This window comes from Chryseobacterium edaphi (genome assembly GCF_025628985.1).
Taxonomy (GTDB): domain Bacteria; phylum Bacteroidota; class Bacteroidia; order Flavobacteriales; family Weeksellaceae; genus Chryseobacterium; species Chryseobacterium edaphi.
Window position 1 is genome coordinate 17,891 of the sequence record NZ_JAOTEM010000003.1, and the last position, 16,375, is coordinate 34,265.

Sequence of the window (16,375 nt, forward strand, 5' to 3'; positions counted from 1 at the left end):
TGACGGTTGTCTTATTAGTAAAATAAACTTCATGAATAAAAAAGTCGTTCTTCTTTTTGCGATTGCCTCATCAGCATTTATGTCTGCACAAAGTATTGAAGGAACCATCACCGATAAATCTCATCAACCCGCAATTGACACCGAAATTCTATTAACCAAAGAAAATTCTAAATTCTCAGCCATCACGGACGAAAAAGGAAAATTTAAAATTCCATTGAAAGAAGATGGAAATTATATTTTACAAATTATCAAAGACGGCGTTACTACTAATACAGAAAATATTACGATAAAAGGAAGTCTCCTTAAAAATGTTGAAATAAAAGAAGAAAAAGCACCTGCAGAACAGAAAATAGAAGGTGTTACAATGACTGCGAAGAAAAAACTTTTTGAAAGAAAAGTTGACCGCCTTGTTTTCAATGTAGAAAATTCTGTTGCCTCACAAGGAATTGATGCCGTGGAAGCTTTAGCAAAAACTCCGATGGTTCGCGCGACCGATGATGCGATTTCCATTGCTGGAAAGAGCAATGTTGCCATTATGGTAAATGACAGATTGCTCAATCTTTCGGGTCAGGAAATGATCAATTATCTTAAAACTCTGCGTTCAGACGATATTGCCAAAATCGAGGTCATCACTACTCCACCAGCAAAATACGAAGCGGAAGGAAAAAGTGGATTGATTAATATTGTGTTGAAAAAAAATACAAGTCTCGGCTGGAACGGATCGCTCCAGACATCAGGAAGTTATTATTGGAACAGACCGGCAGTTTCTACAAGAAGCGGTGCAAGTTTTAATTATCAGGGTAAAAAACTTTCTATTACCACCAACTTGTCTTTGGGCGATAATTTTTGGGAACAGAAATCATACAATTATCTTACAGGAAAAGGAAATACAGATTATTGGAATACCGACAGCAGAAGCTCAAACAATTACCGCTACAAAGGCGGAAATGTAAAAGGTGAATACAAGATCAACGATAAAAATTTGATTGGAGTCAATTACAATTATTCGTACAGCAATCCGATCGAGCAGGCAAAAAATTATACTCAAAGACAAACCGACAATATCCAACAGAATTTCTATTCGGATTCAGATAACAGAAATATTAGAAAAGTTCACAATGCGACGGCTTTTTATGATGTTAAATTAGATACTTTGGGTAGCAAACTAAGTCTTTCCGCGAATGTAATGTTGAATAATGCCAATGCAAAAAACTTTTACAATACGGTTACAGATGTTACAAGCTCATCATTTGTCAATCCGATCAGTCAATATAAAATCTATTCAGGACAGGCAGATCTCGAAAAGAATTTTGCAAAAATAAAAACAGAGGCCGGTTTAAAATACACAAGCATTAAAAACAATTCCTACTTCAATTTTTTTGATATTGAAAACGGACAGAATATCAGAAATACTGTTCGTAGCAACGACTTTTTCTATAATGAACAGAATTACGCTGCATACGCTTCAACAAATTTTAAAATCAATGAAAAATGGGATGCAAAAGCAGGTTTGCGATATGAGTACACGAATCTTGAAGGTATTTCCGTCAACGATAATATTACCACAAACATCAAATATGGTAAGTTCTTTCCTACCGCTTACTTGAGTTACAAAGCAAATGACAACAACACATTTTCTGTAAATTACTCCAGAAGAATCAGCAGACCGTATTTTGGAAATTTAAATCCGTTTAAATATATTATTTCGGAATTTGAATACAGCACAGGAAATCCTTATTTATTGCCATCTTTTTCAGACAATCTTGAGTTTGGATATGTCTTGAAAAATAATTTTAATATTACTGCTTATTACAATTACAACAAAGATGATTCAGACAGGATTCAGGTTGTTGAAGGAAACCAGAAATACAGCATTGTAAAGAACTTTTATAATGAAGATCAGGCTGGAATCAATATTTCATACAATTACAATAAATTGAAATGGCTGGAATCAAATATTTTCGTGAACGGTTTTTATGCCAAATCGAAATCTTACGATCCACAAGCAGTTGCAGCTGCAGCAGGATATGGAGCTAACTTTAATTTTGATAACAACTTTTTTTTAAACAAAGAAAAAACTGTCACCATCATGCTTGGATTATGGAGCAATATTCCCAACAGAAGCGGAAACACATACTTTAATGGTAATTTTTCAGCTTATTCAGGAGTGAAATTAAACCTGATGCAGAAAAATTTAATGATCAATCTTTATGTGAATGATTTACTGAATACCAACCGCGAAAAGGGAACAGAATATTATCCAAACTATGATGTTGAATATTATGGAAAAGGAATTACGAGAAATGTCTATCTTTCTGTCACTTACAAATTTGGAAACAACAACGTAAAAGGAGCAACCAAACAGGTGAAGTTTGAAGAATCAAGCAGAGCCGGTGGCGGAAGTTAGCATAAAAAAAAAGCTGTTTCGAAATTCTGAAACAGCTTTTACTTTTATTTAATAATCTCTCCTTTATAATATTTCTCTAAAAAGAAACCCAAGTCAGCACGATAGCCGATTCCTGAAGCTTCAAATTTCCAGTTGCCGTTCTTTTTATACAATCTCCCGAATTCAATTCCTGTTTCGATGGAAAAATCTTCATCAAGCTCATATTTAGCAATCTCTTGATTATTATTCTGATCAACAATTCTGATGTACGAATTTCTTACCTGTCCAAAATTCTGTCTTCTTCTCTCAAAATCTTCAATCGTAACCACAAAAAGAATTTCTTCCACTCTCTGATCAACTTTTTCAAGATCAATCATGATTGCTTCATCATCATCGCCGTCACTATTTTTTCCGCTAGGATCGTCGCCGGTGTGAACTAAAGCTCCATCAGGAGAACTCAGATTGTTATAAAAGACAAAATAATCTTCACTTACCAACTTTCTCTGATGGTCAATCATAATTGCAGAAGCATCCAGATCAAAATCATAACCTGTTCCTTCATTGGGATCCCAACCAAGACCAATCATCATTTTTGTAAGCCCGATATCAATTCTCTGTCCTTTCTGTAAGTTAATCGCCATAGTTCTGTATTGTATGCCTAAGATAGTTTTGATTTGGCAATTTTCCAAATAATCAGATTAAAAAATCATTAAAAAGCCCGATCAAAAAGATCAGGCTATATATTTTGATTAAGATTTTAAAAATTAAACAGATTTTAGATCTGTCTCAGCAGCAAGTTTATTTCTTGCTTTCGCCAACATTGGAATTGATAATAAACCTGTCGTCAGCATAATCACGATTTGCAAAGGAAGTGAGATAAATGAATACGTCAATCCCATTTCACCCCCAAATTCCGCGCTTTTCCCCACTGAGATAAACAATGCCATAAATCCATATTTCATCGCCAGATTAAAGGCTCCGATACCGCCACTTGCAGGAACTATCATTCCTAAAGTACCCACTACGATAATGAAAAATCCGTCAGCAATGGTAAAATCTGAAGTTTCTGGTAATGCAAAACAAACCAGATAAGCAGCCATGTAATAGCAAATCCAGATTCCTAAAGTGTAAAGGATGAATTTTACTTTTTGTTTTAGTTTAAATATTGATGTCAAACCTAGAAGAATTCCATCAATAAAACCTATGATTTTTCCTAAAATAGGAACTGTGGAAAGTTTCTTTTTGAAAACAAAAAACAATATTGCACAAATAACTAAAATAGAAATTACTAGAATGACTTTATTGGGATTGATTTTAATATCTGAATTTTCGTAGAAAGATAAAATCGCATCGTATTTGAAAATTAATGTCAATCCCAAAAATCCCATCATACAAACCAGATCGACCACTCTTTCCAGAATAATAGTACCAAAAGATTTGTCTACAGGAACTTTTTCTACGCTATATAAAGCCGTCGCACGAGCAACTTCTCCACTTCTTGGTATCGTTAAATTCATTAAATATCCAAAAGAGATCGTCCAAAATGCATTGGACGTTGAAATACTGTGTCCCATCGGCTCAAGCAATAAATTCCAGCGAACCGCTCTGAACCAATAAGCTAAAACACCAAATACAGCAGCGAATGCTACCCAAAGATAATTTGCTTTCGACAAAGATTTCTGAATCTTCGGAAAATCAAAACCTCTCAACGCTAACCATAGAAAAAAGCCTGCAAAAGCAAGTGAAATTACAATGGTAAGAATTGATTTTAAAGGATTATTAGATTTTTTTTCCATGAATTAGGTAAGAAGGTTGGTTTTCTCGTCCGGGAAAACAATTTTCGGCTGAAAATCCTTAGCTTCTTCAGGAGTCATTTGTGCGTAAGCAATGATGATGATGATGTCATCTCTCTGTACTTTTCTTGCAGCAGGACCATTCAGGCATACTTCTCCGGATTTTCTTTTTCCTTTGATCACATAGGTATCAAAGCGTTCTCCGTTATTGACGTTGACGATATAAACTCTTTCTCCTACAACCAAACCGGCTGCTTCGATGAGTTCTTCGTCAATCGTTATACTTCCTATATAATTAAGGTCAGAAGCGGTCACTCTTACCCTGTGAATCTTAGATTTAAATACTTCTATTAACATAATGCAAATTTATTAATAATATTTAATAAAATGATGGTAAAGTAAATTTTAGAACTACCACAAAAACAGGCATTTAATTCACAACAAAATAATGTATTTTGTTTTCGATTACATATTTTACAACAAAATCAATAAAATAGTCAAAAGTCAGCATGAAATTTAGGATTTAATAAATGTAAAAATTAATATTCAATTTTTCGGAAAGTCAATAAACATAAGCAGTTGGCATGATTTTAGTATCTCGAAACGTAGATTTTTCGTAAAATTTGAAATTATGATATTTTGATTGTTTTTGAGCTAAAACAAAAAATAATCACAAGTTTTTAGAAAAAATTTGCACAATTTGAAAATTGTGTTATATTTGCTACAATTACTAACTAACTTTTAATATAAAAATTATGAACAAGTCTGAATTAATCGACGCAATTGCGAAAGATGCAGGAATTACTAAAGTTGCGGCAAAAGCTGCCTTAGAATCATTTATTTCTAACGTTTCTACAACGCTAAAAGAAAAAGACGGAAAAGTATCTCTAGTAGGGTTCGGTACTTTCTCAGTATCTGAAAGAGCAGCAAGACAAGGGATCAACCCTGCAACCAAAAAGCCGATCAAGATCGCTGCTAAAAAAGTAGCTAAATTCAAAGCTGGTGCTGATTTGGCAACTGCTGTTTCAGGTGTTAAAAAGAAATAATTGACCTGATTATAAAAATGCAAACCTCATCATTCGATGAGGTTTTTTTTGACAAATATTTAGCTACCGTCTTTTTACTTTGTAAAAATCTACCTCTCCAAAGAAAAGGAATTTCTTACGGCGCCAATCTGGAAATTTCCCAGTCTAGATCTTTCAGTGAATAGATAATTCTGTCATGCAATCGGTTTGGTCTTCCCTGCCAAAACTCTATTTCGTAAGGTTTTGCAATATAACCACCCCAATTTTCCGGTCTTGGAACTTCAGAATTTTGGAATTTAGCTTCCAATTCATTTAATTTTATTTCTAAAAATTCTCTGTTGGGAATCACTTCACTTTGCGGAGAAACTGCTGCTCCCAACTGACTTCCTTTCGGTCTGGAATGAAAATATCCATCACTCAGATTTTCAGCAATTTTTTCTAAATCAGCTTTAATAATTATTTGTCTTTCTAAACACGGCCAGAAAAAATGAAGACAGGCTTTATGTGTTTTTTCGATTGACTTTCCTTTTCTGCTGTCGTAATTGGTGTAAAAAATGAAACCTTCGTAAGTATATTCTTTCAGCAAAACCATTCTCGTTCTCGGACAGCCATCGTCTTCGACAGTAGAAATTGCCATTGCATTCGCCTCAGAAACTGTCGGATTTGATGATGCATCCAAAAACCAATCTCTGAACTGCTCGATCGGATTCTCTTTAATCTCACTTTCAATAAGTTGAGATTTTTCGTAGATTTTTCTCTTGTCATGAAGGTTTTCCATAAATAATTTTTATTAAATTTGAGTATGAATTACTCATACAAAGGTAAAATATTAATTTCCACGCCCGATATTTCCGGAGATATTTTTTCCAGGTCAGTAGTCCTTATTATCGAACATGATGAGAATGGTGCTTTTGGTCTTATATTGAATAAGAAAAATTCAAAAATGAGTAGTAGATTCAAAAATTTCTTTGACTTTAAAATAGAGGTTTACGACGGCGGACCTGTAGAAAACGAAAAAGTATTTTTTATTATTAAAGGAAAAAAAGTTTCAGAAACTTACACAGAAATCAATCCTGAATTTTACGTAACAGAAGATATTGAAACAGTAATTAATTCTGTTCTCAGTAAAGAACTAAGCATTGATGATGTAAAAATATTTTCAGGCTATTCCGGATGGGGAGCATTGCAGCTTGATAGTGAGATCAACCGTAAAATGTGGACTGTTGTAGATGTTTATAATCTTGATTACACTCTTCCGAATGATCAGAATTTATGGAAATCAATAATGCAAAACCTTGGTGGTGAGTTTCTTTTGTGGGCAAATGCTCCGGAAGACATTTCTTTAAATTAATCATTACTTCACAAAGAAGCGATTTACATTTAACAAACTTTAAGTATTCGTTACATAATTTTTAACATACTTTTCACGTTCTTTGAAAAACTAAAAAACCAAAGTTATGAATATTAAAAAATTAGTGATTGCTCCTCTTTTCGCCATAGCATTTTTTTCATTTAAACCAATTGACAAAAAAATCATCGTAATCGATGCGGGACATGGTGGAAATGACATGGGTGCAATAGTCGATGGAATTTCAGAAAAACAAATCGTTTTGGCAGTTGCTTCTAATATCAAAAAATTAAACAATTCTCAGGATAACTACGAGATCGTTCTTACAAGAGATTCAGACAATTTCCCGACATTGAGTGACAGAACTGCTATGATTAATAAGCTTAATCCGGAAATGGTGATTTCCCTTCATGTGAATAGAAGTCCTGCAAAAGAATCAGCAAGAAAAGGACATGAGATCTTTACTCAAAATTCAGATGCTTCTAAAGCTTTAGCTACAAAAATTTCTAACAAGTTTGGCGAATGTTATATCGGAGAGAAAAATCTCCACATTTTGAGAGAATCAAAAGCTCCGGCAGTATTGGTAGAATTAGGTTTCCTTAATAACACAGAAGATCGAAAATATTTATCAAGTGAAACCGGACAAAAAGAAATTGCCCAAAAATTCGTTGAGATTATTACCGAAAAATAAAGTTAGAAAACACATTTTTCTGATTGTATCAGAATAAAACCCGGTAAAGGACGTGACAGTTGTTTACCGGGTTTGTCAATTTAATTTGAAAAACTATTCTTCCAGCCTTCTACCAATTCTGAGAATCTGGAGTTTTCAAATATTTTATTTCTAATTTTTTTCACAAAGAAAATTCCTTTTTCGTCAGAGATCATTAATATTTCTTCAGCCTTTTGAGATTCAAAAGCAATGATCTCATGCTCCTGAATATCGGCCAGATTATTTTTATGCAGATACGTCACGAAGTTCTCCAAAAGTGGCGAGATATATGCTCCTTCTGAATGTTTCGGAATTTTAATAATGTTTCCTTCCAGGAACAAAAGATTTCCTGAAGTTGAACGGGCGATTCTTTTATTTGGATTTAAAAGTATCACATCATCCAGATCATTTTCCTGAGCGTAAATTCCGGCATAAATGTTTTCCGGACAGTGTACTCTGATATTGCTTAAAAGATTATTATTAACGTTGATTTCTTTAATTATATCTAATTCCAAAGGTCTTTCATGAACCGCCAAAATATCATCCATCTCATCAACTTCATAGAAATAAGAAATGGTAGATTTTGACAATGTAATTCCATCAGAATTTCGGTATGCCAAGAAATTAATGATTCCGTTTGTTATTCCTCTTTCCTGAATTACTTTTTCATTAAAGAGATTCTGAAAAAATTCCAAAGTATATGTCAAAGGAATATTCATCCTCATTTTTCTCATTGAAGCCATCAGAAAGAAGTAGCACTCTTCGTCCATGATCAATTGAGAATTTCTTACAAAAAATGAAACTTTCACAGCATCTCCCAAAAGAAATGCTCTGTTTTTAAGCTCGAGCTCTTCTGAAGTAAAATATGTATTATTCATACGGAGATTATATTGTATTTAATGTCCTATACAATCGCACAGTCAATGATGATTCCACAAAGATCAAAAGCGATTTCAAAGTATGATTATTATAAAAAAATAATGAACGATAAATCGTTCATCAGTTTTACCATTAAGTCAGTCCCGCTTAACCATTAAGCAGCACCTAATTTTATTCTAAGGTTTTCGATCAGATTTTCCCAGTACAAAGCATTTTCTTCTTCGTCACCTTCTTCACAGAAATCTGTTATATTGAGAGCTAAATCTTCTGTAATATCATCGATCGTGATGGTCATTTCAAAAAAGTTTTTGGTACCTTCATCTTCTTCCCATCTGAAACGTACGAAACCTTCAGGCTTATACCTGATCAAAGTCGCTTTTTCTTCAGAACCTCCACCCCAACTAAAATAGAAATCGTCACCTTTCTCTATCACATCATCTGCAAACCATTCGGATAATCCCTCAGCACTAGCCAAATATTCGTACAAAATCTCTGAAAGACAATGCATTGGGAATTCGTAATGGACTTTATGTTTCGCCATATAACTTATTTTTAACGTCACGCAATATATAAATTAATTTTTTTATTACACAAAAAAGTAAATAGATTTTTATGCATTATGAATGATATTTATCAGAAAAATAAATTTAAATTTTTCCATCTTAATTTTTGTTTTTAATTTTATGATATTTCACAAAAAAACCTCTTTATTCAAGAGGTTTTGTAAAATTGTTCGAATAAAATTTCTTTTCACCAACCCTAATGAGAGGAAAATCTTAAAATCTACCCAACTTATTCACTTTATTGATCACCGATTTAGATTTTTAAGAATTTTAAAATGCTTAATCAGCATTTAAGACATCGAGAATAATCTGACAGCCTTCTTCAATCTCGTCTTTAGAAATAGTAAGTGGTGGTGATATTCTCAAATATTCGTTTCTGTACAATTGCCAAAATACAATTAAACCTCTCTCCATACATCTTTTTGCAACATCAAGCGTGTAATCCGGTGAGCCAAGATTGACAGCAAGCATCAAACCTTTTCCGTTGATGTTTTTAATTTTCGGATGTACTAAAAGTTTTCTGAACAACTCTTCTTTTTCTGCCACCTGATCCATCAACCCACTTTCCAATACTTCTTTTAAAGTGGCGTGAGAAGCCGCTGCGATTAGAGGATTTCCTCCAAAAGTTGTGATGTGTCCTAGTTTTGGTGAATGTGAAAGCGTTTCCATGATTTTTTTTGAACTCATAAAAGCTCCTACAGGAACTCCGCCACCCATTCCTTTGCCCATAACCAAAATGTCGGGAACGATCCCGAAATGTTCGAATGAAAAGAGTTTCCCAGTTCTTCCGAAGCCGGGTTGAATTTCATCTAAAATCAAAAGAGCGCCTACTTCCTTGCATCTCTTTTTTAATTTAATTAAATAATCTTCATTTGGAACTAAAAATCCTGCTGCTCCTTGAATGGTTTCAAGAATGACACAAGCAGTTTTTTCAGTTATTTTCTCGAAATCATTTTCATTATTAAATTCAATAAAAGAAACCATCGGCAATAACGGACGAAATTCTCTTTTGTGAAATTCGTTTCCTGAAACACTTAATGCTCCATGTGTATTTCCGTGGTAGGAATTTTTAAAAGAAACGATTTCTTCTCTTCCTGTATATCTTTTGGCCAATTTTAAACTTCCATCAATCGCTTCTGCTCCACTGTTGACCAAATAAGTTATTTCTAAAGGTTCTGGTGTCGCTTCAGCCAATAATCTGCATAGTTCGACCGGTTTTTCCTGAGCATATTCTCCATACACCATGACGTGAAGATATTTATCTGCCTGTTCTTTGATCGCATTGACAATCTTTGGATGAGAATGCCCTAAAGTATTGGCAGAAACACCTGCAACAAAATCAAGATATTTTCGTCCGTCTTTTCCGAAAATGTAACTTCCCTCCGCTTTTTCCACTTCAAAACCTGCTGCAAATTGCGTGGTCTGTGCCTGATATTTAAAAAAATCTTTTTGCATTTCTATAAATAAAAAATTTAGGCAAAGCTAAAGAAGATTCGTTAGATGGTAAAATTTTGAAATAAGAAAAAATGGTTTACTATAATATGTGATTTCATTTCTGAAATACATAAGGCCTTTACTAATAATCAATCTTATTTGATATATCTTGTTCAAATAACTTATAAATCAGATTACCACCTAAAAGCATATTATAATTTGAAAATTCTGATGGAATAATTTCCCTCATCAAATATGTAATTTCGGGATTATAGCTACGATATGTTTTATTTTTATAAGTTATTGTCCAAGGCAAAGAAAGAAATATTGAATTATAATTTGAAATTTTCAATTCTTCATTTGCATTATTACAAAAGCTTACTTCAATACTATCCCTATCGGTCAGTAAAAAAAGGGTTACATTAAAATTTTTACGATATAAATCTTCAATATCGATGGATTCAAGAATACTTTCTATTTGAGACTCTTTATATTCTTTGATTTTCAATGGATTGATTACATAGGTGGGATTTCCTCCCCACAAATCTCTCTCTGCGAATCTTTGGAATTGATCAATTAAATAATCATTGTAATTTTTAAAATCATTATTTGAGAAAGTAAACTTTGACTTTAATAGATTCAAAGATTTAGAACTTTCATTCATAATCATTGCCTGAAATTTTTTTTGCACGAAATCAACTTTTCTTCTCTTGTTATTATCTGATTCGAAAATATATTCTTTATTTTTAAATTTAATATTTGCCTGTTCTAATTTTTCTTTAAAAATATCATGCATGTGGCCATGTTTTTCAAACTCATATACTTTAGACTGAATAGATATATCACTTATTGGATTGTTAAAAAAATCTTTAATATTTGAAATATTTCCTAGCTCTAAAAGATTAAGTTCATCGTCGTTTTTTGAAGTGTACTTGCTTATCAGTTTAAGATTTGCATCGATAACAAAGTGCTTACGATCTCTACTTACAAGGTCAATTGTTTTCTTTCCCTTATCAATAGAGAAACTTGAGGTTGGAATTTTAAATTCTTTCCAAGAAATCTCATTTAAATTTGAGTAGAATATATAATCATTTTGATTAATTATTATCAGTGAATCAATGATTCCTATATCATCAATTCTATCTCGTGAAGAACCAGATGAAATTTTAAATTTATCCTGATCTAAAGGGGTTGGAATTTGTTTTGTAGTTTTCCAATTATCAAATGTAATAGCCAATCCATTAGAAAGTCCACCAGCAATCCCAAATTTTTCATTAACCATATAAATTGTCAAAACCCTATTGATAGGATTAAAGGGAGGTGAAAATCTCATCCACTTTTCTCCATAATCTTCCGAGTAATATATAAAGTTATCAGATCCACCCATCCACACTTTCCCATTTGCAAAACTTGTACATGTATAAATCCATGAATCTCCTCCATATTTTATCGACTTCCAATCTTTTCCACCGTTAATAGTTTTGTAAATTACATCGTGTTCATATCTTGGAATAGCAGAAGATAAATCTGTCAGATAACCTGAAACAATAATTGTATCATTATTAAATCTTACTATTTTATCGGCTCTGTCATATTGTGTTAAAGAGTATTTAATCTTTAAGAGATTAATTATTTCGTCGTCTGTTTTTTGACCAAATAAATTTTTATTAAAAATTATCAATAGTATTATGAATGCTACTTTTTTCATATAAAGGTATACAAGCATTAAATATACAAACTATTAGAATTTGAAACTTAAATAGAAAAATATATTCAATTTTAGAATTATTATCATAATCAACAGACATCGAAAAACTATTCTTAAAAAAACGTCAGAACGTTTCGATGAAATTGACATGAAAAAGACCAATTTCACAACTGGTCCTTTATTTTATCTTCTTACCCTTTTAGGTTTTTTGGCTTCTTCTGCAGCTTTTTGCTTATCAATGATTTCCTGAGCCTGATTGAAGAGGGTGTCTGCAGATTCGTACTTAATCTCTTCGTAGTTCGGAGTGTCAACGAGAATATCCTGCCACTTTCTGATTCGGTCTTTAGTATTCCAGTTAAAATCAGGGAACTTCTTTTTATCCGGGCCGATCTTACTCATTGGATAAGTGGAGGATTGTGATCCGATACTGCAGGAAATAATCTGCAACTGCTGCTGTTCGAAAAGTGAACCAATAATTCCACATGAAGAAAGAGTAATGCCCAATCTTTCATTCTGCTTGGTTTTTTCATTAAAATCATCATCATAAGTAATCGCCTGAGCGTTTCCTATCACTTTTATTTCTTTAATGTCTTTTCCCTCGTAATATACAGCCATGAGCTTACCTTTTACCTGATTAAACTCATCTTTCATATTCAAAGAATCTGCTTTGCTGATCGCAAAACCATTTCCAATTACTTTGATTGAATCTATATTTTCTGTTTGCGTATTCGAATACACTTCAACTTTATCCCCTGTCACCTGTTTTTCACCGCTCCATAAAATCGGATCTTTATACATATGCATGACTCCGTCGGTTTCGTTAAAAGCGATTGAGTCAGCTCTTCCCTGTGCATTAGATTTATAGATTCTGGCTTTTTTAAAAGCTCTTAAATAACTTTTTTTAATTTTTGTAGAATCAAGTTTTTGGTAAGAAAGTATTTTCTCAGCAGCGAAATAAATTGAATCTTTTTCAAGAATTTTTACTGCATAAGGACCTTTAGTCATCATTGCAGAATCTTTCTTTTCAAAAATTTCTCCATAACCACCTTTCAAATATCTCTTTTCCAGAGGATCATCCAAAGTTACATTTCCGGTAGCTGTGCCAAAACCGCTGAGTTGATTATAATACATCTTATCACCAGTAAGGATTTTATCATTGTAATAAATCCTTGAATTTTTATTCAGAAAAGATTCTTTGGTGTTCAGATTATGGGTTCCTTTTTCGGTAAAGATTCTGTTTTTGGGATTTTTCCTATTGGTGATCGTAGTTGGACCATTGATGTCAACAATGTTGGTGTTCTGATTCTGAACGACATTAATTCCATCTAAAATGTAGTCTTTGTCTTCGATTCTTACATTGTCAGTTAGATTGATCGTTCGGTTGGCCAGATTATAGGTTGCAGATTTTGAGTAGGTGGTGCTTTTGCCATCATTGATGGTTCCTCCTGTATTATAATATGCCAAATTTGAAGCTCGGTCATAATACATGGTTTCGGTTTTTATAACTGTTCCTTTTGGATCATTCAGCACTACATTTTTTCTGGCTACACCTTTTTGAGTGTTTCCATCATACTCCATTTCTGAAGCAGTAATTACAGAACCATCAGTATTCTGAAGTTTTGTATTACCAATTGCTTTTACAAAATTTTCTTCATCATACATGACCACCAAATCCGCAGTAAGAATCGAACCTTGATGTTCTATCTGTACATTACCGATAAGATATCTGTTTCCGTCGTATTTTGTGTCTTTTTTAATTTCGTCAGCATGAATGATCTTCACTTTATTATTAAGATTAGACTTCTGTGGCTGATTTTTCACGGGATTCTGTAAAAAAGGATCTCTCTGCACAGGTGTAGGTTTATCCTGGGCAAACGTTAAAGTGGAAAATAAAATAAACAGAAAAAGAAATATCCTCATTGATTAATCATTCTTTGTGCCATAAAAATACAGCGAATGAGAATCAATTTTTACGCCAAAAGCCTCTTCAATTGCTTCTTTAATGCCTTGAATTCTAGGATCGCAAAACTCAATAATTTCTTCAATCTCTTTATCTGAACCTTTTTTGTAAATTACCAAATGATCATGCTGCTTATCGAAATAAGACTTCTCATAAGAAGATGAAGTAAGTGTTTTTTCTCCAAACTGGTGCTTACGGATCAGTCCTGCATCAAGAAAGATTTCTATAGTATTGTAAATTGTTGCTTTTGAAACATGATATTTCTTCTGCATCATCAATAAATATAGGTCATCTACATTGAAGTGATGATCCATATTATAGATTTCCTCTAAAATAGTATAACGTTCAGGTGTATTACGAAATCCTTTTTCTAAAAGATAGTTTCTTAAAACATCTTTTATTAAAGTAATATTTTTTTCTTTTTGTAAAGTATCCATCAAAAAATTTATACTACAAATTTATCGATTTTTATTTAAATACAATGTACCACTTCAGAGAGTATAAAGCTGATATTCTAAAAATTATATCCCTTAAAGTTAGACTGCTGAATCCTGTTTGCAGAAATTGTTTCCTCAGTCAAAGGCGCCGATTCAACCTCTACATTGTGCATGGTAACTCCCCATGATTTAAAATCATCACTTCCGATGTACTTCACAAAGTTGTATAAACTGAGTGTAATTTTTTGTTTTACCGTCAAAAGAATATCGTTGATATAGGTGTTATCAATAATCACATATTTCAGATCAGGTGGAATATTGTGTGCTCTCAATGATGGATGACTGCTTCGTGAAGGAATTGTACCTTCAGCCATAAGATCTTTGAGAACCATACTGAAGTAATCGTTGATTCTTCTGTCTATCTTAAATCCTAAAAGGAAATTAACTTTATAAATTGTTCCCGGTAAAATCTCATCCACAGTATACTTAAATGTATAAGGATCTTCCTGATTGACAATACTTAAAATAAAATAGTGATCTGCTCTTTTTGGTTGTTTTTTAATGATAGAATATATTATTTTCGCCTCAACTTCATCGTTATATTTTGCTCTGCTCAAATAAGCCAGATTGGTACAATATTTAGGAATAGTCTCATCCAGTTTCATGTCTTTAATGATCGCAACATATTTACTGATTTTAACAAAATTAATAAATTTAGCTTTGATTAATCTACCGTTAATCCAAGAGTACATACAGATTCCGATAAATCCTGCTAAGATTACGGTAATCCATCCTCCTTCAAAAAACTTAATGATGTTTGCACTGAAAAATCCTAATTCGATTGACATATAGGTCATTGCAAAAACTAAAATGATCAATTTGTTCACTCTTTTCTTCAGGAGCCAGAATACAAGCAATATAGTAGTCATCAACATTGTAACAGTAATTGAAAGACCATAAGCTGCTTCCATTTTACCGGATTCTCTAAAGTGCAGAACAACAATGATGCACAAAAACAAAAGTCCCCAGTTAATTCTCGGAATATACATTTGTCCTTTCACACCGGAAGGGTAATTAATCTTTTGGTTAGGCCACAAATTAAGCGACATCGCTTCAGAAAAAATAGTAAATGAACCTGTTATTAACGCCTGACTTGCAATAATTGCGGCGGCTGTCGCCAAAATAACTCCCGGTAAAATCATCCAGCTTTCCATAATTCCGAAAAAAGGATTTATTGTTATCAAACCTTCCTTTCCATAATTACTTAAAAGCCATGAACCTTGTCCTAAATAATTTAAAATCAACATGATTTTTACAAAAGCCCAACTTACTCTGATATTTTTTGCTCCACAATGTCCCAAATCTGAATATAATGCTTCAGCTCCTGTTGTACAAAGGAAAACTGCTCCCAAAATAACAATTGCACTTGGTGAATCGACGATTAGTTTATAAGCATAATAAGGATTAAAAGACCTTAGAATTTCAAAATTTTCGCTCAGGTGAGAAACACCCAAACCTCCTAAAATAAGGAACCATATGACCATGATCGGTCCGAAAAACTTACCAATAAAGCTCGTTCCAAACTGCTGAACTACAAATATTACAATTAATATCGCAATGGTAATAGGAACTACCGGTGTATGTGGATTATAAATCTCAAGTCCTTCAATAGCAGACATTACCGTAAGTGACGGAGTAATGACACCATCTGCAATCAATGCTGCTGCTCCGATGATAGCAATGAGATAAAGCCAACGCTTCTTTAAATTCTTTACTAAAGAAAACAGAGCTAAAATCCCACCTTCACCTTTGTTATCAGCTCTTAAAGCAATGATAACATATTTTAGCGTCGTTTGTAAAGTTAAAGTCCAGATGATACAAGAAAGTGCTCCTTCAATGTATTCATTAAAAGGCATGCTGTTTTCAGTTCCTCTTGCATTCACAATCGCTTTCATTACGTAAAGCGGTGATGTACCAATATCACCGAAAACGATTCCGAGTGAAACAAGAACTCCTACGAATGAAAGTTTTTTAAGATCTATATGATGACCTCCTTCTGTAACTTCTGCCATGTCAGCTAAATATTTTGAAAGCGCAAATGTATACTAAATTTATGACCCTCAACTAAAATAG

Annotated in this window: 15 protein-coding genes; 4 read left to right on the forward strand and 11 right to left on the reverse strand. The window is 33.0% G+C overall.

Annotation, left to right across the window (positions count from 1 at the left end):
- Nucleotides 1–31: 31 nt before the first annotated feature.
- The gene (locus tag NZ698_RS12370) at nt 32–2,407 is read left to right on the forward strand and encodes an outer membrane beta-barrel family protein (protein WP_263003446.1); all 2,376 of its coding nucleotides are present in this window, start codon (nt 32–34) and stop codon (nt 2,405–2,407) included.
- Nucleotides 2,408–2,451: 44 nt separating this feature from the next.
- Here the strand turns inward: NZ698_RS12370 and NZ698_RS12375 are convergent, their stop codons facing one another.
- The 3 genes from NZ698_RS12375 to panD all read right to left on the reverse strand — a co-directional run bounded on the left by NZ698_RS12375 (nt 2,452) and on the right by panD (nt 4,536).
- Nucleotides 2,452–3,027 (reverse strand): TerD family protein, encoded by a 576-nt coding sequence (locus NZ698_RS12375; protein ID WP_263003447.1) that lies wholly within the window; start codon nt 3,025–3,027, stop codon nt 2,452–2,454.
- A 123-nt stretch (nt 3,028–3,150) separates the two neighbouring features.
- The gene (locus tag NZ698_RS12380) at nt 3,151–4,182 is read right to left on the reverse strand and encodes a lysylphosphatidylglycerol synthase transmembrane domain-containing protein (protein ID WP_263003448.1); all 1,032 of its coding nucleotides are present in this window, start codon (nt 4,180–4,182) and stop codon (nt 3,151–3,153) included.
- A 3-nt stretch (nt 4,183–4,185) separates the two neighbouring features.
- Nucleotides 4,186–4,536, reverse strand: a complete 351-nt coding sequence (gene panD, locus NZ698_RS12385; RefSeq protein ID WP_050379386.1) for an aspartate 1-decarboxylase — start codon at nt 4,534–4,536, stop codon at nt 4,186–4,188.
- A gap of 398 nt (nt 4,537–4,934) precedes the next feature.
- Between panD and NZ698_RS12390 the strand changes: the two genes are divergently transcribed.
- A complete protein-coding gene (locus NZ698_RS12390; RefSeq protein ID WP_263003449.1) occupies nt 4,935–5,225 on the forward strand; it encodes an HU family DNA-binding protein in 291 nt (96 codons plus the stop codon).
- Nucleotides 5,226–5,340: 115 nt separating this feature from the next.
- Here NZ698_RS12390 and pdxH read toward each other — a convergent pair whose 3' ends face one another.
- Nucleotides 5,341–5,982, reverse strand: coding sequence for a pyridoxamine 5'-phosphate oxidase (gene pdxH, locus NZ698_RS12395; protein WP_263003450.1), 642 nt, complete (start codon nt 5,980–5,982; stop codon nt 5,341–5,343).
- A gap of 24 nt (nt 5,983–6,006) precedes the next feature.
- Between pdxH and NZ698_RS12400 the strand changes: the two genes are divergently transcribed.
- Entirely contained in the window at nt 6,007–6,555 is a 549-nt protein-coding gene (locus NZ698_RS12400) for a YqgE/AlgH family protein (RefSeq protein WP_263003451.1), read from the forward strand.
- Nucleotides 6,556–6,661: 106 nt separating this feature from the next.
- Entirely contained in the window at nt 6,662–7,243 is a 582-nt protein-coding gene (locus NZ698_RS12405; protein ID WP_263003452.1) for an N-acetylmuramoyl-L-alanine amidase family protein, read from the forward strand.
- Between the two features lie 80 nt (nt 7,244–7,323).
- Here NZ698_RS12405 and NZ698_RS12410 read toward each other — a convergent pair whose 3' ends face one another.
- The 7 genes from NZ698_RS12410 to NZ698_RS12440 all read right to left on the reverse strand — a co-directional run bounded on the left by NZ698_RS12410 (nt 7,324) and on the right by NZ698_RS12440 (nt 16,314).
- Nucleotides 7,324–8,139 (reverse strand): aminotransferase class IV, encoded by an 816-nt coding sequence (locus NZ698_RS12410; RefSeq protein WP_263003453.1) that lies wholly within the window; start codon nt 8,137–8,139, stop codon nt 7,324–7,326.
- Between the two features lie 155 nt (nt 8,140–8,294).
- The gene (locus NZ698_RS12415) at nt 8,295–8,681 is read right to left on the reverse strand and encodes an START-like domain-containing protein (protein WP_047444457.1); all 387 of its coding nucleotides are present in this window, start codon (nt 8,679–8,681) and stop codon (nt 8,295–8,297) included.
- A gap of 301 nt (nt 8,682–8,982) precedes the next feature.
- Nucleotides 8,983–10,158 carry an aspartate aminotransferase family protein gene (locus NZ698_RS12420; RefSeq protein ID WP_263003454.1) on the reverse strand — a complete coding sequence of 392 codons (1,176 nt, stop codon included), beginning with the start codon at nt 10,156–10,158 and terminating at the stop codon, nt 8,983–8,985.
- 121 nt (nt 10,159–10,279) lie between these two features.
- Nucleotides 10,280–11,845, reverse strand: coding sequence for a WD40/YVTN/BNR-like repeat-containing protein (locus NZ698_RS12425; RefSeq protein ID WP_263003455.1), 1,566 nt, complete (start codon nt 11,843–11,845; stop codon nt 10,280–10,282).
- Between the two features lie 183 nt (nt 11,846–12,028).
- Nucleotides 12,029–13,765, reverse strand: a complete 1,737-nt coding sequence (locus NZ698_RS12430) for an OstA-like protein (protein WP_263003456.1) — start codon at nt 13,763–13,765, stop codon at nt 12,029–12,031.
- A 3-nt stretch (nt 13,766–13,768) separates the two neighbouring features.
- Complete coding sequence (locus NZ698_RS12435) at nt 13,769–14,242, reverse strand: Fur family transcriptional regulator (RefSeq protein WP_047444463.1); 474 nt, start codon at nt 14,240–14,242, stop codon at nt 13,769–13,771.
- A 77-nt stretch (nt 14,243–14,319) separates the two neighbouring features.
- Nucleotides 14,320–16,314, reverse strand: coding sequence for a KUP/HAK/KT family potassium transporter (locus NZ698_RS12440; protein ID WP_263003457.1), 1,995 nt, complete (start codon nt 16,312–16,314; stop codon nt 14,320–14,322).
- Nucleotides 16,315–16,375 lie beyond the last annotated feature (61 nt).